Below are 23,672 nucleotides of genomic sequence, written 5' to 3' on the forward strand. Positions count from 1 at the left end.
GATGAATGAATTTGATTGGGGAGCATTTATTGCACCGATTGTCACCTCACTTAAAATAACGATAATAGCTAGTATTATTGTTTTTATATTAGCGATTATTGTGTCACGTTATATGAGTAGAGCAAAATTTCGTGGTAAAGTACTGCTAGATACTTTATTTATGATTCCGTTAATATTACCTCCAACAGTAGTTGGATTCATTTTACTATTTGCCTTTGGTAAAAAAGGCTTGCTTGGTCAATTGACGGAAATTATTTTCGGTCAATCACTTGTATTTACGTGGTGGGCAGGCGTTGTTGCTGCTATAGTTGTTGCATTTCCGCTCGTATATCAGACGATCAAGGCTGGATTTGATTCTATTGATGCTGATCTAGAGGATGTTGCACGTTCACAAGGTGCCACGGAATGGCAAGTATTTCGCTATGTCGCACTACCGCTCAATCAGCGGATGTTGGTTGTTGCTTTTATTTTAGGTTTTGCGCGTGCGTTAGGTGAATTTGGGGCAACGCTTATGCTTGCGGGGAATATACCTGGTCGCACGCAGACAATTGCGACTGCGATCTACGTAGCGATTGATGCAGACCGAATAGCACTTGCGATAGCGTGGGTTGTCATTATGATCGTGTTCTCGTTCATAATGATGTATATTGTACGTCAGCCGTCTAAGGGATAGCACGATGTAGAGAGTGTCCGGAACGGAAAGAGTTGTTATTGCTTCATTAGGTAGGCCATATTATACTTAACTATTAACTTCACCGAGGATGTTCCAAAAGCTAGCATTGGAAATAGACAAGAAGTTGAGAGAACATTCATGAGAAATGGGGAGACGAGATGAGCTACAAAATTGCTTTCTTTGATATTGATGGAACTTTGGTGAATGAAGAAAAGGTTATTCCACAGGATACGATTGATGCCATTTCCGAAATGAAAGAAAAAGGAATCGAGCCTGTTATTGCGACAGGGCGTGCACCATATTTCTTGCAAGATTTACTAGAGATTGTAGGTATTGAATCTTATGTTTGCTTGAATGGAGCTCTTGCTGTATATAAAGGCGAAGTTATTTATCGTAATCCAATCTCACCGACAACATTAGCGAAATTAGTTGAGCAATCTACTGTTCACGGACATGCTCTATGTTTCGAAGGAGAGTCACAATATTATACAGATCAAGATGAACATGAATATATGCTAGAATCGGTCAATTCGTTGAAAGTAGCATTGCCAAAAGTTAACGCGAACTTCTGGAAGGAAGAGCCAATCTATCAAATGTTTTTACACACTCTTGCAGAGGACGAGCATTTGTATGCAGCGTTAGAAGATTCCGTTACATTTATTCGCTGGCATGATAAAGCATTAGATGTATTACCAATCGGAGGTTCCAAAGCTAAAGGAATTGAAGCAATGTTGAATCAGCTCAACTTGACCAAGGAAGAAGCGATTGCATTTGGCGATAATTTGAATGATAAAGAAATGCTTGAATACGTTGGCTTCGGTGTTGCAATGGGCAATTCACATCCCGATGTTATTCCATATGCCGACTTTGTAACGACGCATGTAGATGAGAAGGGTATCCGCAATGGACTTATTAAAGCAGGAATCTTAGATAAATAATTAGGCAAACGTTCACCAATTAGTAGGTGCGGGCGTACACTAACCTAACGATGCATAGGCGTAGGAGGTTATGAATGTGATCGTACTTACACAAGGCTCGATTGATGAGCTTAATATTGAGAAGTTGCCTTTGATTGAGCAAAATATTGTTCGCTGGAAGCTGGCGAGTAGAAACGTTTATCAATACTCCTCATTGGATGCTTTATTATTCGAGTTAACGATGAGAAGACATACGGTTGAAGCATCATATGCAATGTATGAGAGTGGCGTTCAATTTGCCGTATTTTCAAATTCGAGATGTAATCCACGTTACTGGAATAGAACACCCAACGGAGGCTTTTTATTACGGAGTGATGTAACACCGGCGGATGCTATTCGCGATATATTTGAAAATGGAGAGCTATATGCGTTCGAATGCTCAGGAGCTATCATTATTTTATATTATAAAGCTGTGCTGGAGACGATAGGTGATCCGACCTTCAATTATTATTTCCAAGATTTATTTTTGCGGGAATGGCAGAAGGATTATGATCTTCGTCTAGTAGCAAGCTATGATCTTAATGATGTATATCCAGGGGATGTGTGCTATTTCCGTAATCCAGACCATCACCCTCGTCATCCTGAATGGCAAGGTGAAAACGCAGTGATGCTTGATAAAAATTTATTTTTTGGTCATGGAGTAGGCATTCAAACGAGCGAGGGTATTATTGAAAACTTGAATCGGGCACGTCGACCATTTGCACGTCGCTCGGCATATCAAGAAAATCTTATTGTTCGGCCTGATTTTGAAATGCTGCGTGATCTCATTATTCATGAGCAGCGTATCGCAATAGCGATGGGGCAATTAATACTGGTGGATGAAAGAGAACTGCAATCTGCTCAGTAGTAACTGCGTCTAGCGGATCTGCACAAGACAATAGATTTATACTGTTAATAATGTAAAATGCATCTCTTACAATAAACGTTGGTGCGCCATGAGCGTAACCAATGAATATTCTAGAGATGCATTTTTTCTATATTATTGTGATTTTGTCGTTTTACGCAGTGCTTGATATTTCTTGTACTGGTAATAGATTGTACATCCAATACAATAGCCTAATAATGCGCTAAGTGCCGCTAATGCCATTGCACCTGCAACAATATAAGCAGCTGTTGCCCAATTTAGAGAAAGACATATTAGTGATATTGATAGAAATGTAATTCCTAATGAAAGATTGAATTTCTGCAGTTCTGCAGCTTCGGTTACTTTCTTACCATAAATCTTTTGTGCAATCGGTTCTAATATAATGACAAATGTATTCGCACCAGCACCAAGTAAACGGGTCATAACTTGAACAAGCCATACAATGGCGATTAGCCAAGGCATTTGTGCAATAATCGCAATTAATAATGTAATGACAATGCCGATCTGATTGCTTCTTACTTTTGCAATAGGAATTTCATTCATACCGGTATTCTCCCCTCATCTACATTTTCTCTGGTTCTGCTAGCTCAAGACCTTTCGTATCAACGGTTACTTTAGTCATTACTAATGGTTCAAGTGGCTTATCTTCCCTATCTCGTTTCTGTGCAACGATTTCATCGACGACATCTAAGCCCTCTGTTACCATACCGAATGAAGCATATTGACCATCTAGGCTTGAAGCGTCTTCAGCCTGGACTATGAAAAATTGGGAGCCTGCGCTATCAAATGCGCCATCAATATGATTAGGAAGACGCCCCATAGAAATAACACCGCGTGCATGCGGCAATAGATTTTCAAAACCATTTGCAGTAAATTCACCTTTAATGCTGTAGCCAGGACCACCTCCGCCAGTACCTTCGGGATCGCCACCTTGAATCATAAAGCCAGGTATAACACGGTGGAAGATAAGACCATCGTAGAAACCTTGTTGTACTAGTGAAACAAAGCTGTTCACCGTGTTAGGAGCAATTTCAGGATATAGTTCCAGCTTAATAATTCCACCATTGCTCATCTCTATTGTAACTTCAGGATGCTGACTTGAATCAAGTAATTCAAGTTCTGGCTCAGGAGTAGGTGTTGCAGTTGCTGAGTTAGAGCCAGTAGTTCCTGTGTTATTGTTGCTTGGAGCAGGTTTTTCACCGCATGCACTAAGTACAAGCAGCATTACAATTAATACGGTTAATTTTTTCAAATGCATTGAGTATTCTCCTTTATGTATATGCTAACTAGTATTTTAACACAAATGAGTATCCGAATCCTAATGCAGTTATATGACCATGGCGAAACTTGTTCCAATTTCATATCTTATTATGAAGCTATCTGGGGAGGGGACAAAATGTTTATGATGAATTGGGGAAGGCAAGTACGAATAACAGCTAAGAGAACTAGACGGAAATCTGACAAAATGATTAAAACTAATATTTTATTAGGTAATAGCTATATTAAGTCACATATTCCTGTGACGAAGACATATTCTCATTCAACGCTACAATTAATGCTAGCAAAGTATGGCATGGTATATATTAAGCCGAAAAATGGCTCACTAGGTAGAGGGGTCATTCGGGTCACGAAAAAAAACGGTGTATATAGTAGTCATATTGATAAAGCAATAGTAACATATACTAATTTTGAAAGCTTAATACGGGCGTTAGCACTTCATATAAATGGTGAAACCTATATTGTTCAGAAAGGAATCTATTCCCTTCGATATCAAGGAAGATTATTCGATTTTCGTGTAGTCGTTCAGCGTAGTCCATTTGGCGGATTTGAAGTTACTGGAATAGCGGGACGTATCTCGCCACGTGGACGTGTTGTAAGTAATGGTGGAAGCGGCGGAGCGATAGGAACTATAGATAGTCTACTGTCTCCAAGACAACAGAGAATTGTTATTCCGCAAATTGAAAAGTTAAGTCTAGCCGTTATGCATCAAGTTCGCAAACATTTCAAAGGACAAAATGAGATTGGGATTGATATAGCGATTGATCATCATCTTCGTCCGTGGATAGTAGAGTTTAATACTCATCCAGATCATCGGATGTTTGTTATTATGCGCGATCGAGTTATGTTAGCGAGGATTATTCATTATGGGGCTAGGTATGGCAAGAGATATCGATTAAACATTTATTGATGGAATAAGATAAATACGCCAACTGGTATGGAGGACGGTTATCCTCTCTATCAGTTGGCGTATTGTATGTTCAATAGTTATCGTAATTAGTCAAGTACAGCGGCGATATGTGCTTTTGTTACTGACCAATGTGTAGTGCTCCATACTTTTTCTTTTTTATCGAGCATCATAATTTGTGGAGATTCATGTTTGATACCTGTATCCTCAGCAATTTGCAAAGAAATTGGGCGAGATTCGATAACTTTTACCATTAGATATTCAACGTCCTCACGAGGCTTGTCAGATAAATATTTGTTGAATTCATCATGAGCGTTAGCGCTAACAGGACAAGTTGTACTATGTTTCAGGATAACGATGGGGTGGTCTTTGGAGCGTTCAAAAGCTTCTTCCCATTGTTGTTGTGATGTAATTTCATTATATGTCATTGATATTCTCTCCTTTGATGTGAAATAGTATATGTACATTATATCGTTATTCATGCATAAGTGCCAATGTGCAACTGCTGTTAGAAAATAATGAACAAAGATTATGAAAAGCATTGAAAAAAAATGAAATACAATATATAATAATACCGGTTGACCAATATAGTTATTCGGTCATTCGGTCTAGTGATCATTCAGTCATTAGTCTACTAAGTCAACAAATAGACAGCATATTACGTTATTGTAACTCATTAATTCGGAGGTGATAACTTGTCCATTGATAGGCGATCATTAATTGTAGATGCCGCTTCAAAGTCATTTTCTTTATTTGGCTACAAAGGAACGACAATGGAACAAGTAGCCAAAATTGCTAATGTTGGTAAAGGTACGATCTATACGTTTTTTGCTAATAAGGAGCAATTGTTTCAAGAGGTAATGAATAAATTATTGTTAGAAATGAAATTTGTTGCTGAAAAAGTAATTAGTAATGAACGTTCATTTTTTGATAATTTAACAGAGGCATTGAATGAATTATTGGAATTCCGCAAAGATCATGAATTGGCATTGAAATTAACACAGGAAGTAAGAGAAATTGGTACGCCAATGGCCAATGAAGCGTTAGCGCAGATGGAGCAGGTTATCATTGAGCATATTGCAGCGAAAATCGAGCGCGCGATCGAGCGTCAAGAAATTAAAGCTTGCGATACGCAAATGACCGCATTTGTTATGCTTCGCTTATATACCGCCCTTGCTGTCGAGTGGAGTGCAAAACATGAGAAATTGCAGAAGCAGGAAATTGCTCAACATTTACGGTTTTACTTGGAGAAGGGCTTGGCTATCTCATAGAGAAGCCTTTTCTTTTGAAACAAAATGACCAATTGAGGGAAGTGGTCATTTGGACGAAAGAGCGTATAGAGCAGTATGTATAGCAAGAGCAGCACAGACGAAAAAGGTAGAGGTGGACGAATGATGTCAAGAGGAAGTCAAATCGGTTCAGAGCTAAATAGTATTGTTCGGAACAAAAAAGTTGTCATACCAGTAATAGCGGTAATGTTGATCCCATTATTATATTCCGCACTATTTTTAGGAGCATTTTGGGACCCTTATGTTAAGCTAGACAAAATTCCAGTAGCGATTGTGAATGAAGATGCTGGAGTAGAATATAATGGAGAGCAAATGACAATTGGTGATGAGTTTGTCGATCAATTGAAAGAGTCGGGAGATTTTAATTATGAATTTGTAAGTAAGCAAGAAGCAGTTACAGGACTGAAAGATAATTACTACTATATTATGATTGAAATTCCTCAAAAGTTTTCAGAACAAGCGGTATCACTAGCAGGTGATAATCCTGAACAGGCACAATTGATCTATACACCGAATGAAGGATATAACTTTTTAGCAGGTCAGATTGGCGGTACAGCCGCAGCTCAGATGACAACATTGCTTAATCAACAAATATCCAAAACATATGTTTCTTCTATCTACGATCAGATAGGAGAATCGCTTGAAGGTATGCAAGCAGCAAGTGAAGGAGCACATAAAATAGCGGACGGTACAGATTCTGCTAAGACTGGTGCTACTAAATTGCTTGATGGTCAACAGACTTTAGCGGATGGTTTGATTGAATTACAGACTGGTGCTGCTCAATTAAATACTGCTGGAACGCAATTATCAGGTGGCCTTGCTACTTTACAAGCTGGTGGTACGAATCTTAATAGCGGCATGTCTCAATTAGCTGAAGGTGCAAAAGACTTGGATGGTGGTATTTCTCAGCTAGCCAAGCAATATGCAAGCTTAGATACGGGACTTAATAATATTAGTGAAGGAACAACATCGTTGAAGCAAGGTGCGATGCAAGTACAAGCAGGTTTACAGCAGTTAGCAAGCGAAAATAGTGAATTAGCTGCTAGCGAGTCATTCCAACAATTAATTGCGGGTAGTGAACAATTGGTTAATGGTTTGTTGGCACAAGAGGAAGGTGAGAGTCAATTAATAACTGGATCCTCGCAAGTTGTTAATGGATTGAGTAGCTTGTCCGCTGGGTCAAATCAATTGGTTACGAAATTTACTGATGCTAAGCAAGGGGCCAATCAATTGGCTGGAGGAATCACTTCTGCATCAGAAGGATCTTCCGAATTAGCAAAAGGTTTGCAGTCACTTAAAGGTTCTAGTGATAAATTTGTATCTGGTAGTAAGGAATTGGTTACAGGTAATAAGGAATTAGTTACTGGTTTAACTACGCTCGATGAAGGAGCGAATGAACTTGCAACAAAATTAGGTGATGCTAATGGAGAGTCACTTAATCTTACATTAACTGAGCAGATGAAGGATCAATTCGTTGAGCCTGTCGTATTAACGACAAGTAGTTATTCTAATGTACCTAACTATGGTACAGGATTTGCTCCTTACTTTATCTCACTTGGCTTATATGTTGGATGTATGTTGCTTACTGTCGTATATTCTATGAGAGAGCCATCATTGAAACCGCATAGCGGTAGAAGCTGGTATGCTGGAAAAACAGCTGTTGTTGGGTTAATATCGATTATTCAAGCTATTATTCTTGGGCTATCTATTTTACCGATTCTTAATTTAGAGGTAGTAAATCTTGGAGCATTCTTCTTATTCACGATTATTACAAGTTTGACTTATATGATGTTAATTCAATTATTATGTGTGACGATGGATAATGTCGGAAGATTTATTGCAATCGTCTTGCTCATACTTCAATTAACTAGTTCAGCTGGTACATTCCCGATTGAACTTGTACCGAATTGGTTACAAGCCATTAATCCATTCTTACCAATGACATATACGGTAACGGGATTCAAACAAGCTATTTCAAGTGGCGATATGGGCATATTCTGGAGTAGTGTGTGGCCGTTATTAGCATTAATGATTGGTTGTTCATTATTAAGCTACATTTATATGAAGGTAAGCTTCAAAAAGAAATTTCAAACAATAACTGAATAGATTATTGAAGCGCCTCATCTCGGGCAGTACTTACTGCTCGAGATGAGGTTTTTTGCGAGCTTGTACCATTTAATGTGAAAAATAGATAAGAGTTTGTTGATTCGATACATGCTTTTGATGAATTATGTAGAAATTAAGTAAATAAAGAACGTAGCTGTCTAATAATGAACACAAGAAGTTCATTATCATGTATAATCACCTTAATTGCAAAGTTAAAGGAGTCAAAGAAATGGAACAAACGATTATTCGTTTTGAAGGTGTTTCAAAACAATATGCTGAACGTGATCCAGCCGTTCTGAAAAATGTCAGCTTTGAAATCGAGCGTGGTAAGTTTTATACGTTGCTAGGTCCTTCGGGCTGTGGTAAAACGACTATTCTTCGCTTAATTGCGGGGTTCACAGCGCCTACTCAAGGAAATATTTATTTCAATGGAAAAGTAATTAATAACTTGCCAGCCAATGAGCGTCAAGTGAATACAGTGTTTCAGGATTACGCTTTATTTCCTCATCTAAATGTGTTTGAAAATGTGGCATTTGGTCTACGGATCAAAAAAATGAAGGAAGCAGTTATCAAGGAAAAAGTGGCAGAAGCTTTGAAATTTGTTAACTTGGTAGGCTATGAAAATCGTGAAATTACAGAAATGTCTGGTGGTCAACGTCAACGTGTTGCGATTGCTCGTGCCATAGTAAACGAACCACAGATTTTGTTGTTAGACGAACCATTATCTGCATTAGATCTTAAGCTTAGAACAGAAATGCAATATGAGTTAAGAGAGTTGCAGCGTAGATTAGGCATTACCTTCATCTTTGTTACACATGACCAAGAAGAAGCGTTAGCGATGTCGGATGAAATTTTTGTGCTCAACGAAGGGATTATTCAACAATCAGGCACACCTATCGATATTTACGATGAACCGATCAATCGTTTTGTTGCTGATTTTATCGGGGAATCGAATATTGTGAAGGGGAAAATGATCAAAGATTTCGAAGTCGAAATATCTGGTAAAGTACATTCATGTGTGGACCAAGGGTTGAGCGTCAATGAAACAGTCGATATTGTTATCCGTCCTGAAGACGTTGAGATTGTCGGCCTGGATCGTAGTCAGTTACATGCTCGTGTAGATTCTCAGTTGTTCCGAGGTGTTCATTATGAAATTTGTTGCTATGACGACAACAATAATGAATGGCTAGTACATAGTACTCGAAAAGCAACAGTAGGGGAACGTATTGGTCTATACTTCGAGCCGGAAGCGATTCATGTAATGCGACTTGGTGAGACAGAGGAAGAATTTGATAAACGACTGGAATCTTATGAAGATAGTGAAGTTGATCATAAGGAGTTAGCATCTCCGAGTAAGGAGATGAATCATGGAAACTAAAGCACGTAATATATATCTAGTTCCGTACATGCTATGGATCGTTTTATTTGTAATAGCACCGATTGTGCTTATTGTGTATTACTCTTTCTTCAATGTTGAAGGGGCATTCACATTCGATAACTATAAGAAGTTTTTCACACCAGTCTATATGAAAATGACATTAAGTTCATTTTGGTACGCCTTGCTCATTACAATTATTTCATTAGCGATAGCGTATCCTACGGCATATTTATTGACGAAAACGAAGCATAAGTCATTATGGTTATTGTTAATCATATTACCTAGCTGGATTAATTTATTGCTTAAAGCGTACGCATTTATCGGGATATTTGGTACGTACGGCGTTGTTAATGCTTTTCTCGAGACGGTTGGTATAGGTAATCGTCAAATACTATTTACGGATTTCAGCTTTGTATTTGTCTCAGTATATATCTTTATTCCGTTTATGATTTTGCCGATCTTCAATGCACTAGAAAAAATGAATCCATCGCTTATTTATGCAGCGCGAGATTTAGGCGCCTCTTCGATGGGGACATTCCGTAAGGTTATTTTCCCGCTGACAATAGATGGAGTTAAAGCTGGTTGCATTGCAGTATTTATTCCAGCATTGTCACTGTTCATGCTAACTCGTTTAATCGCGGGAAATCGAGTAATTACACTTGGTACCGCTATTGAACAGCATTTCCTAGTGACGCAGGATTGGGGCATGGGGGCAACCATTGCAGTATTTTTAATTATTATTATGGTCGCTGTCATGTTGCTTATGGGCCTTAGAAAGCGGGGGCTAGATCTTGTTAAACGATAAATTGAAATTTTCTCGAATATATCTCATTGCTGTCTTTATCGTGCTGTATGCTCCGATTGTATATCTAATGGTATATTCCTTTAATGTTGGCGGTACGATGACAGAATTTGAAGGCTTTACATTAGAATTTTACAAAGAGGTCATGCAAGATACACGTCTGTTAATCATTGTGCTGAATACATTCATTATTGCGTTGTTATCAGCAGCTATTTCCACGATTATCGGCGTATTTGGTGCGATCGCGATTCATTTTATGCGGAGCAAGTCGAAGCAAACGCTGCTTACACTTAACAATGTATTGATCGTTAGTCCTGACGTTATTATCGGGGCATCGTTTTTAATTTTGTTTACTATTGTAGGTGTGAAGCTTGGATTTGTTTCCGTATTGTTATCTCATATTGCCTTCAGTATTCCAATCGTAGTCATTATGGTACTGCCTAAGTTGCAAGAAATGAATGACTCCTTAATTGATGCAGCGCGTGACTTAGGGGCAAGTACTTGGCATGTGATTGCGCGTGTTATTATGCCGTTTATTAAGTCGGGTATTTTTGCAGGATTCTTTATGGCGTTAACCTATTCAATGGATGACTTCGCGGTAACATTTTTCGTAACGGGTAACGGTTATTCTACTTTAGCGGTAGAAATCTATTCTCGTGCGAGACAAGGGGTATCGCTTTCGATTAATGCACTGTCCACGCTTATATTCTTATTTACGGTATTACTGGTCATTGGATATTACTTCATTAACCAACGTAATAATCGATTAGAAGATAAGGGGGCAAAACAATGAAACAAATAGCACGAATGTTTCTAGTCGTTTTTATTGTCTGCTTCGGCTTAATCTATCTCGTTAATTATATGAATAAGAGTGCAGGATACTCTGGAGAACATACATTAACGGTTTATAACTGGGGAGATTACATCGATCCAGAACTAATTACACGCTTTGAATCAGAAACGGGTATCAAAGTGATCTATCAAACCTTCGATTCGAATGAAGCGATGATGACCAAGATTAAGCAAGGTGGCACGACTTATGATATTAGTATTCCATCGGAATACGCTATCGATAAGATGAAGGCAGAAGGCTTGATTCAACCGATCGATCATAGTAAGTTGCCTAATCTGCAATATATCGACCCGCGTTTCCTAGGTCTTTCATTCGACCCTGATAACGAATATTCGATTCCCTATTTCTGGGGTACTGTTGGGATTATTTATAATCCTAATCTCGTAGGCGATATTACGTTTGAAAGCTGGGACGATCTGTGGGCTGAAGAGTTGAGCAATAATGTGTTTCTACTTGACGGTGCACGCGAAGTGATTGGTATGGGGTTGAACTCATTGGGGTATTCCTTGAATGACACGAATGAAGCTCATTTACAAGAAGCCCTTAAGAAGTTATCTCAACTTACGCCAAATGTAAAAGCAATCGTCGGCGATGAAATCAAGATGTTGATGGCTGGTGAAGAGGCTGCTGTTGCGTTAGTATGGTCTGGAGATGCTAGTGAGATTATGGATGACAATGAAGAACTCGATTATATTGTACCTAATGAGGGATCAAACCTCTGGTTCGATAACATCGTTATTCCTTCGACTGCTCGTAATATTGACGGCGCACATCAATTTATTAACTTTATGCTTGATCCAGAGGTAGCGGCGCAAAATACCGAATATGTAGGATACTCTACGCCAAACTTTGCGGCACTTGAGCTATTGGATGAGGAGATTTCAGGCGATGAGCGTTTTTACCCCGATGAAGAGCTGACTGCTCGGTTAGAAGTCTATAAAAATCTCGGACCGAGGATGTTGAGTCATTATAATGAGCTGTTTCTAGAGTTCAAGATGCATCGCAAATAAGCGAGGAAGTTCAAAACGGCAGCTGTTTTGGACTTGATGATACGTAGCAAAATGCAAACTGAAGAGAACACTCCCCTAACATTAGTTGTATACTAATCGGGGAAGTGTTCTTTTCTTGTATGCTGATTAATTAGTTTCTATAAGTTTGCACTATTTGCATGAAGAATTTGGTGAGTTATTGAATTTGAACAAAATGTGAACAGTATGATCTTAAGTTGAGATAAAAAGAGCATCGTTGTATATAGCAGATGGATAGGTTTATTAGGACGGGTCACCTAATGAAGAGGGGAATAACGATAAATGACATTAATTACGATAAAAACCTAACATGAAACCATATAATATAGCAATTCCACATTGGATTTTCCATCTAAACAGGTTAAAGATAGATGAAATCTAGGAAGTTTATTGTTTTTTATGATAATTAATTACATAAGACGTAAGAAAAGTTTACAAGTAAATATTTATAAAAAAGTTTGCATTATATGCACACATTTTTCTTCCCAAAACATAAATATAGGAGTATGATATAAGAAACGACACAATCAGGTGATCGAATTCTAATATAAAGGGGCAGATCTATTATGACAGTATCAGTTATTCAAGAAACTCTAAATCCCTATGAGATAGCACAACAACAAGTTGATGCAGCGGCAGCATTACTTAATTTGCCAGAACATATTGCGAATGTATTGAAGCGCCCTATGCGCGTTCTTACAGTAAACTTTCCTATAAAAATGGATGATGGTTCTGTTCGTGTATTTGAAGGATACCGAGCTCAACATAATGATGCGATCGGGCCTACTAAAGGTGGAATTCGTTTCCATCCAGATGTGACATTGGACGAAGTAAAAGCACTCTCCATGTGGATGAGTTTCAAATGTGGTGTAGTTGGTCTACCATACGGTGGTGGTAAAGGCGGAGTTATTTGTAACCCTCGTGACCATAGTAAAAATGAATTAGAAAGAATTAGCCGTGGTTTCATGGAAGCCATTGTTTCTATCGTTGGTCCGCACAAAGATATTCCTGCTCCAGACGTTTACACTAATGCTCAAACTATGGGTTGGATGATGGATACGTACAGCAAGCTTACTGGTGCAAACGCTCCAGGTGTAATTACTGGTAAACCGCTAATTCTTGGTGGTTCAAAGGGTCGTAATGAAGCGACTGCTCAAGGTTGTGTATATACAATTCTTGCATCGCTTGCAGATATGGGCAAAACTGCTAGTGAAGCTACAGTTGCTGTTCAAGGTTTCGGTAATGCTGGCCGTATTGCAGCTCGTCTGCTTGATGAAGCTGGTTGTAAAGTAGTAGCGGTAAGTGATTCTAAAGGTGGTATTTACGATCCTAAAGGACTAGATCTTGCTAAAGTTGGAGAGCTTAAAGATAACGCTTCTATTCTTGACTATGGTAAAGAGTTCCACATCTCTAACGGTGATTTGCTTGAGCTTGATGTAACGGTTCTTATTCCTGCAGCTCTTGAAAATGTAATTACTGCTGCTAATGCAGATTCGATTAAAGCAACGATTGTTGCTGAAGCAGCTAATGGTCCAACTACTCCAGAAGCAGATCGCGTGCTTACAGAAAAAGGAATCATTGTTATTCCAGACGTACTTGCAAATGCAGGTGGCGTGACGGTTTCTTACTTCGAGTGGGTGCAAAACTTGGCGAATTATTACTGGAGCGAAGAAGAAGTACTAGAAAAACTAGAAGTTAATATGATTAACTCTTATAAAGCAGTTCGTGATTTGGCGAAAGAATACAATGTAAATCTTCGTAAAGCTGCTTACATGATTGCGATTAAGCGGATATCGGCAGCGATGGAAGCAAGAGGCTGGGTCTAAAGGGTAGTTCAAAAAGCGGACTTTGATAACGAAGATTAAGCTTCGAGGGTTACTCGACGTCGCATCTGGAACGAACTTGGAAAGTACGGTTCGCATGTACCAAACACGTACATTTGCGCTTCCGCCTTTCTCAAGTAGCGTTCCACCTGCTCGGTTCTGAAAGCCCGCTTTTTCAACCGTTATTGGAAGAGGAAGTTCAAAACTAACATGGCCTAACGGCCACCACCAGAAATGAGTCTTTCTGGGAAGACACCGTATAAAAAGCGGACCTTGATTAGCTCTGAAGTTTAGGGTAATTGAGCGCTCGTGTACTTTTGTTGTACACGTTGCTGGGTTTTGTTACATTGCCTGTGATTAGGCGTTAACGTTCGGTAGTATAATTAGAAGGGTGAGTTTTCAATATGACTAAGCGGATTCGCGTTGGAATTATAGGATACGGCAATCTTGGCCGTGGAGTTGAATTAGCCATCGCGCAAAATCCGGATATGCAGTTGGATGCAATTTTTACGCGAAGAGATCCTGCAACCATTTCTTCGAATACAAAAGCATATTCGATCGAAGATACAACAAAGTTTATTAATGACATTGATGTCATGATTCTATGTGGAGGATCTGCAACAGATCTTCCTGAACAAGGACCGCAATTTGCCAAATTGTTCAACGTAGTTGACAGCTATGATACTCATGCCAAAATTCCAGCTTACTTCGATGAAGTAAATGCTTCTGCTAATGAAGGTGGAAAAGTAGCGGTAATTTCAACGGGGTGGGACCCAGGATTATTCTCTTTGAACAGATTGTTGTTTGAATCTATTTTGCCTGAAGGTAATGGTTATACGTTCTGGGGCAAAGGAGTAAGCCAAGGTCACTCCGATGCGGTTCGCCGTGTTGCAGGAGTGAAGAATGGAGTTCAGTACACGATTCCTGCTGATAAAGCAGTACAACGTGTGCGTAATGGTGAAAACCCTGAGCTTACTACTCGTGAGAAGCATCTTCGTGAATGCTACATTGTAGCTGAAGAGGGCGCTAATCTTGACCAAATTAAAGCAGACATTGTTTCCATGCCTAACTACTTCGCAGATTACGAAACAATCGTTAATTTTATTACCGAAGAAGAATTAAAAGCTAATCACTCTGCTATGCCACATGGTGGTCTTGTACTACGTAGCGGTAAAACAGGTCAAAATAATAATCAAATTATGGAATTTGGTTTGAAATTGGAAAGTAATCCTGAGTTCACATCTAGTGTACTTGTCGCTTACACTCGTGCAGCTTACAAGCTGGCGCAAGAAGGACAAAAAGGTGCTAAAACAGTATTTGATATTCCTTTCGGATACTTGTCTCCAAAATCAGCAGCTGAATTACGTAAAGAGTTATTGTAATGATGAACGGAAATCAATTAGCAGCTTATATTGATCATACATTGCTTAAGGCTGATGCCACTGAGCAAGCGATTATTCAATTATGTGCAGAAGCCAAACAATATCGTTTTGCTACAGTATGTATTCATCCATGCTGGGTAAAGCTTGCAGCAGAGCAACTACATGCTGATAGCGATGTAGGTATTACAACGGTAATAGGATTTCCGCTTGGAGCAAATGCAACATCAAGTAAGGCGTTAGAAGCACAGCAGGCTGTAGCAGACGGCGCAACTGAAATTGATATGGTGCTCAATGTCGGTTACTTAAAAAGTAAGTTTTTAGGTGCAGTCAAATCGGATATTGAAGCTGTTGTAGATGCTACAGGTAATAAGGCAATTGTGAAGGTTATTCTAGAAACGAGTTTACTTACGAACGAAGAAATCGCTATTGCTTGTCAGTTAGCTGTAGAAGCAGGAGCTCGATATGTGAAGACTTCTACCGGATTCAGCTCAGGCGGTGCAACAACAGAGCATATTGCTCTAATGAGGCATACTGTAGGTGAGCATGTTGGTGTGAAAGCTTCTGGTGGTATTCGTGATTATGAGACAGCAGTAGCGATGATTCAAGCTGGAGCCACTCGAATCGGGGCTAGCGCAGGTATAACGATTGTTAATAAAGCAGAAGCAACAGCTAGTGATTACTAGTTCAATGAAAAAAAGCCGCAAAGTACGATTTGCGGCTTTTAAATATTGGTATGAAATACTAGCGAGCTGACTTTTCTTCCTCGTAAACGCGTTCGATCAAAAACTGCTTTATCAACGTCTGATATCCCATATGTTTTTGCGCTGCGACTTCTTGAATACGATCGAGTAAATCATGTTCCAAGCGGATGGATATGGTTTTTGTGCGACCGTTACGACGCGGTAAATCGTCTTCGATTGTAGAGGCTTCCAAGAACTCACTGCTCATCGCGTGAGTAGCCCAAAAATCGGCAGCATCCTCATCGTTCATGTTGGCAGGAATCTCTTCTTTGGACGTGATTTGTTTCATAGTGATGACCTCCTTTTGTTGTAGAGTCGTTTCTCATGATCAACAGCATTCCGAGCGGTAATCACCCGGATACGGTTGCCTTCCTTCTTGATGAAAATAACAACTAAACGTCGACCTTCTTCCGTTGCTCCAATAAGACCTCGATGGCCACTATGGGCATGAAATGGAAGTCGGTAATCATCCCAAAATGCCTCTTCGGCTTAGTCAGGGTAAACGCCGTGCCGCGCAATATGCTCGGTATTGTGATCGTCCCAAATAAAAAGATCATGTTCATCCTCAAACACAGTGGCCCTCCAATCTGTATATACTATAGTATATACATTATACAACGGAGTAATACATCACTCAATAGTTATCTAAACAATCTCAATTTTATATGGAGGGCATATTCGCCGCCAACTAAGCAACAGCGCGTTACATCGTGATCACAGTCGTACGTTTTGAACTACCCCTCTTAAATAAGTTTATGCTTATACCACTTGTCGCCTCGGAACCTCCACCAAAATATAACCCCGCGCACGGCCCATTCAGAAACCATTGCGATCCATACACCGATCAATCCGTAGTTAAGAGTAACGCCTAATATATATCCGAGAATAATTCGGAATAACCACATTGAAAGCAGAGCAGTAATTGAAGTAAATTTAGAATCACCAGCAGCTCGTAAAGCAGATGGTAAAATAAAACTTATTGACCACACCAATGGCTGAGTAATAGATAACAGTAGAATAAGCTGGTAAATATCTGGAATGATCGATTCAGGCGGCGTATAAATATTTACGAGCATCGGGAACAGTAATAAAATTATGATCGTAATAAATACGAAGAAAATACTAGATAAGCCTATAAACGACTTAATAAATTTCCTGGCATCGCCAATTTCTTTCCGTCCCATACATTGTCCAACAACGGTAACTATCGCTACACTTAAGGCGGTACCACCAATTTGAAACAGCATAGATAATGAATTACTAATGGCATTGACCGTAATAGCTAGTGTACCAAACTGGACAATAAAGGTTTGTGTTAGCAGCTTTCCACCATTAAAGAACAGTTGTTCAGCAGCAAAGGGTAACCCGATATACATTATTTTTTTCAATAATGAAATATGGATCTTAAACATGCTTCGAAGCTTAATATGTAGTGTCTGGTTAAATCGAATCAAATAGATAAGCGATACTGCCGCACCTAATACACGAGCAACAATTAAGGAAATCGCAAGCCCAAGCACACCCATATCGAGTAATGTAATAAGAATGATATTGAAGATAAAGTAGGAAAGATTAAGAGTTAATGATAGACCCAAGGAAGCTTTCGTATCACCGACACCTCTTAATACGCCGACAATCGATTGATATATGGCGATAAATGGATAAGAAATACAGCTGCCAATAAGGAAAATTTTAGCGTTGGCTAATACATCGGCATCTGCACCACCGAAAAGGCTATTTAGAATAGGTGAATGAAATATAATCGCAAATAGACTGATCACAATAGAAATAACGATAACTGATGATATCGCTTGTGAGGCGGCCAGAGACGCTTGCTTAGCATCTCGCTTGCCCTTATATTGCGCAACGATAACTGTACCGCCTGTAGCTACTGCGATAAATACACTAATAATAAACATATTCAATGAATCGACAACACTAACAGCACTAACGGCAGCGATACCCGAAGAGCTGATCATTGCTGTATTCAATATACTAATTAATACGATAAAGGCAGAATCTACAAATATTGGAATCGTAATGCCGAAGATCTGCTTGTAGTTCATTGAATTTCCTGTGAAATATTTATTCATAAGGAATAGGAAATTTCTTTGTACATAGGCATTAATCTTGAACATAGAATCATCTCGTTTCGATCTTGCTGAAGTGATCATAATTATTTAAGTGATCTTTGTTCATTATAGCACTGTTGTAAATCGTAAACATCATCATTTAAGAGGGACGGATCAATTATGTTAGAGGTTAATAACAGGATTAGTAAAAGGATCTATATCCTCTTCGTACTGTCTTTCATCGTATTCAATAATACTCCACACATTGGATTGGAAAATAAGATCGTCGACATAATTACTATAGTCTGAATAAATGTGATCATTAATTAGTTTAATTTCTATTGCATGCTGTACATTTTTGAATTGAGCAGGAATCGCTTGTTGATGCTCTGTTTTCAAAATAATGGTATAACCATAGTAGGTTGAAACGACATCACTTAATTCATTAATGCCTAGTGCAAATGCAACCTCTGATATTTCTTCATCCATCTCATCATAGGTGAAGTACCCCAAGTCTCCTCCATCTTCAGCAGAGTAATCTGTGCTATGCTGCTGCGCTAATCGGATAAAACTAGCACCGTTATGGAGTTCTGTTATTATTTGATTCGCTAGTTCAAGATCATCTACAACAATTTGTGAGGCACGAATGCGTTCAGGAGAAAGTCCAATTTTCTGTTTATTTTGTTCAAAGTAAGTAGAAATCTCTTCATCCGTTACGGAAATATGCTGTTGTAAAAGTAATCGTGTCATTGTTGGAATAACTAATGTTTTTTTGAAGTCATCCGTTGTCATTTCATAATAATCAAGATAATCCTGAAATTCCTCTTCTGTACCATAATCTATTTTCGAAGCAGCTAATTGATCGAGCAAATCTTGATCGGTAAGTGTAATTCCTTGTTTAGCGGCTTCTTGAGCAACAACCTCGTTCTCAATTAGAAGATCGATTTCATCAATCAATAGATCAGGATAGAAATCAATCAACGAATCAAGCAATTTCTCCTCGGAAATTTTAACTTCATTAACGATAGCTACAGGAGGATAGTCGTTTTCAGGAGAGACCCATGATCTAACAAGTAATAGTACAATCGCAAAAATTGCAATAATGAGTAAGCAGCTCAAAATAATCGTTGAGATGATCCAACCGTAGGATGGTGCTTTGGATGGAGCTTGATAATTGGGCTGACCATCGTAATGGTAGGGTTCATAATGGTTCATCGAACAGTACTCCCTTCACGGCATATAATGAGTTATTATATCGTCCATTTGATAATAATTCCAGCTTGAGTTAAGCCACCACCGAATCCATAAAGTAGTAAATGATCATCTCTTTTAATTTTGTTTTCTTTTACCGCGAGATCGATCGCTAGCGGAATAGTAGCTGACGATGTATTGCCATAATGTACGAGGCTATATAATGTATTCGCCAAAGGAAACTGGATACGCTCACAGATGGATTCTATCATTCTAAGGTTGGCACTGTGAGGAACAAACCAATTCATTTGATTGAGAGTCATATTGGCATTCTGTAGTAAGCTAGCTATTCCTTTTGGCACAGAGCTCACTGCCCATTTATAAACTTCACGTCCATTTTGTACGATTTTTTCCGTAGCTTGCAATTGCTCTTCATTCATAGAGGAAGAGAGACCAGTAACATATAGATTATGACTTTTATCGCCTTCTGAATCAAGATGATATGCCATAAAACTGGGATTATGTTCATCATACTCAACTAGCATGGCACCGCCTCCGTCTCCGAATAGGATACATGTTGAGCGGTCAGTATAATCAGTAACTTTAGATAATGTCTCGGCCCCAATAACAAGAACTTTTTTGTGTAGTCCAGATGTGATTAAAGCGTTCGCCATATGCAGTCCATAAGTAAAGCCAGCGCATGCAGCATTAAGATCGATTGCACCAGCTTGCTGTATACCTAGCTTTGCTTGAATAAGGTTAGCGGAACTTGGCGTCTTGAAATCTGGAGTGAAGGTACATGTAATGATCATATCTACATCGTCTATCGTTTTATTATATCGTTGCATTAGATCTAGTACAGCCTGGTAGCCGATATCACTTGTGTATTCATGCTTGCTAGCTATTCGTCTTTCACTGATACCAGTACGACTAATGATCCATTCATCATTCGTATCTACAAGTTTTTCTAAATGTTGATTTGTCATTATTTGCTCAGGGACATATGAACCGATCGCAGTAATTTTAGCTTTGGATTGATGCATAACAACACCTCCTATAACTTTTTGTAGCTTCCTGAAGTACATCCTGATAACAAAAAGTAGCAACGGAAGCATAACCTATAACTTTTTATTGCTTCCTCGAAGTGCTTCCTGCAACCAAAAGTCGCGTCGAAAGCATACGCTATAACTTTTTGTAGCTTCCTGAAGTACATCTTGATAACAAAAAGTAGCAACGGAAGCATAACCTAACTTATTCGTTGTAATTATTGTAGCACACATTTAGTACCAAGTACTAGTATCAAGTATTAATATTAAGATGGAAAATGTGAATCCCGTTAATAGTTATGAATAAGCTTGTCGTAAGCGGCTAATGTTTCGTTACGACTATAGCGTACCCCAACACAAAAAAACTAGCAGGAGTAAGAAGGAAGTAATGACTTCTCTCTTATCATGCTAGTTTTTTGTAATAAATTAATTGTTTTCAATTATTCGACAGGTGTACCAGCTTGTGCAGCTGGAGTTAAATTATTTGTAACTTTAGCTTTAGTTTTTAATTCTTCAATATAAGTGCTAATAGTTGGATAAACAGCTTCGTTAATAAGTTTAATTTTAATGGAATCTTTGATCATATCAAATGTAACTACAGTTTCTGGATTGTGACCTGTTTTCTTAATAATATGGTAACCATATGTTGATTGAACTGGTTCGCTTAATTCATCAACTTCAAGTGCGAATGCAACTTCAGAGAATTCAGGAAGCATTTTCTCACGAGCGAAGAATCCTAGATCGCCGCCAGCAGCTGCTGAACCAGGATCAGTACTGTTCGTCGCAGCAAGTTCTGCAAAATCAGCACCATCTTTCAATTGAGCTAGAATATCATCAGCAGTAGCTTTATCCTCTACAAGGATATGAGATGCACGAACTTGCTCTGGAGTGCCACCCAAAGTAGCTATGTTTTCTTCGAAGTAAGCTTCTGCTTGTTCGTCAGTAACTGTAACAGTCGATTGAAGTAATAAACGCAATAAAACAGAAGTTTCTAATTGTTTTTTCAAATCATCTTCTGTCATGCCATAATTAGCAAGGAAGGAATTGAATGCCTCATCAGTACCAATATCAAGTTTCATTGCTGCGATTTCATCTGTAACATCTTTATCTGTAAGGGTAATATTTTTTGCTTTAGCTTCTTGATTTAGAACTTCTTCAGTAATCATATTATCTAAAATGCTATTAACGTCTGCACTAGAGAGTTCTTGGAAATTATCGAAGAAAGTTTCTTTTGTAATTTTCGTTCCATTTACGGAAGCGATAGTTGTACTTTTTCCGCCTAATGGGAAAATTATAACGACAACGAGTACGATAGCAAGTACAATTGCTGCGATCATCCAAATCGGATTGCTACCGCCTTTTACTGGTGCTGCAGAAGTTAGTACTCCTGATGTTGAAGCCATAGCTTGATTAGATGTTACAGCTTCTTTTCCCGCAACCTCTTGGTTACTAGACACTCCTGAAGATTGCGTTTCTTTATTGTCCATTACTTAAAGCCCCTCTCAATATATAAAAGATATGCTATTACTATATCAAATTTTACAATGAAAAACATTAATATAACATTAAATTCAATAAAAGCTGGAACGGACGGGTTCAGATAGATATATTGCTTCCTATTAATATGATGTATAATTGGTCTAATACTTAGAGATAGATATAACTAGAGTGTGGGAGGAAATGCCGTGCGTTCAAGGAAGTTCGTGTTGTTACTCTTAGGAATGACTATGGTTTTTCCTATACTATTATATTTTTGGATAAGTTCACTGCAGTTAGCTAATCCATCAACTACTATTTCTTCATTAATAGTAGTTATAGCAATAGTTGCGATACTGGCTATTGTCATATCTGTAGCCATCGGAATAGTCGCCCAACAAGTGAGAAATATTAAATTAATATTTGTGTCGCTAGCGTATGCATCTTTGGCAGCGATGCTCTTATTACATGGTCTTGCTTTACCGGCATTGTTGAATGAGCATCTGCAAAATAGTTATATTTATGCTCAGTTAAGCTTGGTGCTTTCATCGATATGGCTATGGCTTAGTTCATTGTCTGCTGATCATCGCTTAGTTCGTTGGCTTACAACTAAAAAAACATTGTTACTACCAACATGGTGTGCGCTATTAGTTGTGCTAGGAACATTAATTTGGGTGTTTCCCGATCATCATTTGCTAGACTTTATGTATAGTGAATTTGGAAAACGTCTATTCACATTATCTATTCTATTGTTCAATACATGGACAGTATATCGACATCTTATTACATATATGGCTTCTCGATTTTCGCTTCAATTGGCGCTTGTCTATAGCACCGGTTGGATGAACACTGCACAGATCGTACTAATTACAACATCTCCAAGTAATTTGGGATGGTGGGGTTATCATATTTTATTATTCCTGTCTGTTATCGCTGTAACGTTAATGATTATTGGGGAATATAAACATGGAGAATCATTATCAGTGTCTGTTAAGAGATTGTATCGCGCAGATCCCGATAGTTGGATTCAGACGTATTTGACACCAAGCGTGAAGGATTTAGTTATAAAAACGGAGAGTAAAGACGCCTATACAGCTGGTCATAATTATCGAGTGACAGTATATGCTTTGAAGCTAGGAGAAGAATTAGGACTTTCTTCCACGCAGTTGAAATCTATTGCACAAGGTGGACTCGTTCACGATGTAGGCAAATTACATATTCCTGATTATGTATTGAATAAACCAGGGAAACTAACAGATTCAGAACGAAAGCTTATCGAGAAACACCCGGTTGATGGCTATAATATGTGTAAGCAAGTAGGATTTATGATTGAAGAGTTAGCGATTATACGTTCTCATCATGAAAGATGGAATGGAACGGGATACCCTGATCGACTTGGTGGAGAAGATATTCCGTTAGTAGCTAGAGTAACGGCGGTGGCAGATGTATATGATGCATTGACCTCTTCTCGTTCTTACCGAACAGCAATGTCACATGAAAAAGCGATGAATATTTTACTAGCAGATAGCGGAAGTCATTTTGATCCACAATGTATTGCAGCTTGGAAAAAGATTGTTGAAGATGAGAAAGAGTTTTTTACACAAATGCTTTCCAATCATCTCGATATGAAGCGAGTTTTAAGCTAAGCTACAAAAAGTTTACTAGATGTACATGTTCAAAAAGTGGGCTTTCAGAACCGAGAAGATCAAGCGCTACTTGAGGAAGGAGGACACTCCAATGTACGTAATGGGTACATGAGTCCCGGACTTCCTAAGTTCGCTTTATA

General features: G+C 38.6%; 22 protein-coding genes. 14 read left to right on the top strand and 8 right to left on the bottom strand.

All coding sequences use genetic code 11. The features are described from left to right. The first annotated feature begins 1 nt into the window (after nt 1). The 3 genes from modB (at nt 2) to AC1TPB_RS14855 (ending at nt 2,497) form a co-directional block, all read left to right on the top strand. On the top strand, nt 2–673 hold the full coding sequence (gene modB / locus AC1TPB_RS14845; RefSeq protein WP_482061998.1) for a molybdate ABC transporter permease subunit: 672 nt from the start codon (nt 2–4) through the stop codon (nt 671–673). Nucleotides 674–831: 158 nt separating this feature from the next. Then, complete coding sequence (locus tag AC1TPB_RS14850) at nt 832–1,611, top strand: Cof-type HAD-IIB family hydrolase (RefSeq protein WP_482077216.1); 780 nt, start codon at nt 832–834, stop codon at nt 1,609–1,611. Between the two features lie 76 nt (nt 1,612–1,687). Next, nucleotides 1,688–2,497, top strand: coding sequence for a protein-glutamine gamma-glutamyltransferase (locus AC1TPB_RS14855; RefSeq protein ID WP_482077217.1), 810 nt, complete (start codon nt 1,688–1,690; stop codon nt 2,495–2,497). Between the two features lie 132 nt (nt 2,498–2,629). Here AC1TPB_RS14855 and AC1TPB_RS14860 read toward each other — a convergent pair whose 3' ends face one another. Then, the gene (locus AC1TPB_RS14860) at nt 2,630–3,058 is read right to left on the bottom strand and encodes a DUF4395 domain-containing protein (protein WP_482077218.1); all 429 of its coding nucleotides are present in this window, start codon (nt 3,056–3,058) and stop codon (nt 2,630–2,632) included. A 19-nt stretch (nt 3,059–3,077) separates the two neighbouring features. Next, nucleotides 3,078–3,773: a peptidylprolyl isomerase gene (locus AC1TPB_RS14865; RefSeq protein ID WP_482077219.1), complete on the bottom strand. Its 696-nt coding sequence runs from the start codon at nt 3,771–3,773 to the stop codon at nt 3,078–3,080. A 138-nt stretch (nt 3,774–3,911) separates the two neighbouring features. On the opposite strand from AC1TPB_RS14865, the gene AC1TPB_RS14870 reads away from it, so the two are divergent. After that, a complete protein-coding gene (locus AC1TPB_RS14870; protein ID WP_482077220.1) occupies nt 3,912–4,703 on the top strand; it encodes a YheC/YheD family protein in 792 nt (263 codons plus the stop codon). Between the two features lie 86 nt (nt 4,704–4,789). On the opposite strand, the gene ytxJ is transcribed toward AC1TPB_RS14870, so the two are convergent. Continuing rightward, nucleotides 4,790–5,128 carry a bacillithiol system redox-active protein YtxJ gene (gene ytxJ / locus AC1TPB_RS14875; RefSeq protein WP_482077221.1) on the bottom strand — a complete coding sequence of 113 codons (339 nt, stop codon included), beginning with the start codon at nt 5,126–5,128 and terminating at the stop codon, nt 4,790–4,792. A 267-nt stretch (nt 5,129–5,395) separates the two neighbouring features. Here ytxJ and AC1TPB_RS14880 point away from each other — a divergent pair, with 267 nt between their 5' ends. The 9 genes from AC1TPB_RS14880 to deoC all read left to right on the top strand — a co-directional run bounded on the left by AC1TPB_RS14880 (nt 5,396) and on the right by deoC (nt 16,044). Beyond that, entirely contained in the window at nt 5,396–5,971 is a 576-nt protein-coding gene (locus AC1TPB_RS14880; RefSeq protein ID WP_482077222.1) for a TetR/AcrR family transcriptional regulator, read from the top strand. Nucleotides 5,972–6,091: 120 nt separating this feature from the next. Then, nucleotides 6,092–8,095: a YhgE/Pip family protein gene (locus AC1TPB_RS14885; protein WP_482077223.1), complete on the top strand. Its 2,004-nt coding sequence runs from the start codon at nt 6,092–6,094 to the stop codon at nt 8,093–8,095. A gap of 229 nt (nt 8,096–8,324) precedes the next feature. Further along, nucleotides 8,325–9,473 (top strand): ABC transporter ATP-binding protein, encoded by a 1,149-nt coding sequence (locus AC1TPB_RS14890; protein ID WP_482062007.1) that lies wholly within the window; start codon nt 8,325–8,327, stop codon nt 9,471–9,473. Further along, nucleotides 9,463–10,278, top strand: a complete 816-nt coding sequence (locus AC1TPB_RS14895; RefSeq protein ID WP_482077224.1) for an ABC transporter permease — start codon at nt 9,463–9,465, stop codon at nt 10,276–10,278. The genes AC1TPB_RS14890 and AC1TPB_RS14895 overlap by 11 nt, the downstream gene beginning before the upstream one ends. After that, entirely contained in the window at nt 10,265–11,068 is an 804-nt protein-coding gene (locus tag AC1TPB_RS14900; RefSeq protein ID WP_482062009.1) for an ABC transporter permease, read from the top strand. Before AC1TPB_RS14895 ends, AC1TPB_RS14900 begins: the two co-directional genes overlap by 14 nt. Continuing rightward, the gene (locus AC1TPB_RS14905; protein ID WP_482077225.1) at nt 11,065–12,138 is read left to right on the top strand and encodes an ABC transporter substrate-binding protein; all 1,074 of its coding nucleotides are present in this window, start codon (nt 11,065–11,067) and stop codon (nt 12,136–12,138) included. Before AC1TPB_RS14900 ends, AC1TPB_RS14905 begins: the two co-directional genes overlap by 4 nt. A gap of 584 nt (nt 12,139–12,722) precedes the next feature. Further along, nucleotides 12,723–13,982, top strand: a complete 1,260-nt coding sequence (locus AC1TPB_RS14910) for a Glu/Leu/Phe/Val family dehydrogenase (protein ID WP_482077226.1) — start codon at nt 12,723–12,725, stop codon at nt 13,980–13,982. Between the two features lie 401 nt (nt 13,983–14,383). Then, nucleotides 14,384–15,361 (top strand): diaminopimelate dehydrogenase, encoded by a 978-nt coding sequence (locus AC1TPB_RS14915; RefSeq protein ID WP_482077227.1) that lies wholly within the window; start codon nt 14,384–14,386, stop codon nt 15,359–15,361. A gap of 2 nt (nt 15,362–15,363) precedes the next feature. After that, complete coding sequence (gene deoC, locus AC1TPB_RS14920; protein ID WP_482077252.1) at nt 15,364–16,044, top strand: deoxyribose-phosphate aldolase; 681 nt, start codon at nt 15,364–15,366, stop codon at nt 16,042–16,044. Between the two features lie 58 nt (nt 16,045–16,102). Here the strand turns inward: deoC and AC1TPB_RS14925 are convergent, their stop codons facing one another. From AC1TPB_RS14925 to AC1TPB_RS14945, 5 genes are all read right to left on the bottom strand, one after another. Beyond that, a complete protein-coding gene (locus AC1TPB_RS14925; protein ID WP_482077228.1) occupies nt 16,103–16,390 on the bottom strand; it encodes a CopG family antitoxin in 288 nt (95 codons plus the stop codon). A gap of 454 nt (nt 16,391–16,844) precedes the next feature. Further along, nucleotides 16,845–18,167 (bottom strand): MATE family efflux transporter, encoded by a 1,323-nt coding sequence (locus AC1TPB_RS14930; protein ID WP_482077229.1) that lies wholly within the window; start codon nt 18,165–18,167, stop codon nt 16,845–16,847. 189 nt (nt 18,168–18,356) lie between these two features. Beyond that, a complete protein-coding gene (locus AC1TPB_RS14935) occupies nt 18,357–19,388 on the bottom strand; it encodes a peptidylprolyl isomerase (protein ID WP_482077230.1) in 1,032 nt (343 codons plus the stop codon). A gap of 35 nt (nt 19,389–19,423) precedes the next feature. Next, nucleotides 19,424–20,407, bottom strand: coding sequence for a beta-ketoacyl-ACP synthase 3 (locus tag AC1TPB_RS14940; RefSeq protein ID WP_482077231.1), 984 nt, complete (start codon nt 20,405–20,407; stop codon nt 19,424–19,426). A gap of 443 nt (nt 20,408–20,850) precedes the next feature. Then, entirely contained in the window at nt 20,851–21,897 is a 1,047-nt protein-coding gene (locus AC1TPB_RS14945; RefSeq protein WP_482077232.1) for a peptidylprolyl isomerase, read from the bottom strand. Nucleotides 21,898–22,095: 198 nt separating this feature from the next. Here AC1TPB_RS14945 and AC1TPB_RS14950 point away from each other — a divergent pair, with 198 nt between their 5' ends. Next, nucleotides 22,096–23,532, top strand: coding sequence for an HD-GYP domain-containing protein (locus AC1TPB_RS14950; protein WP_482077233.1), 1,437 nt, complete (start codon nt 22,096–22,098; stop codon nt 23,530–23,532). Nucleotides 23,533–23,672 lie beyond the last annotated feature (140 nt).

The sequence above is a fragment of the Paenibacillus sp. Y951 genome (assembly GCF_056786395.1).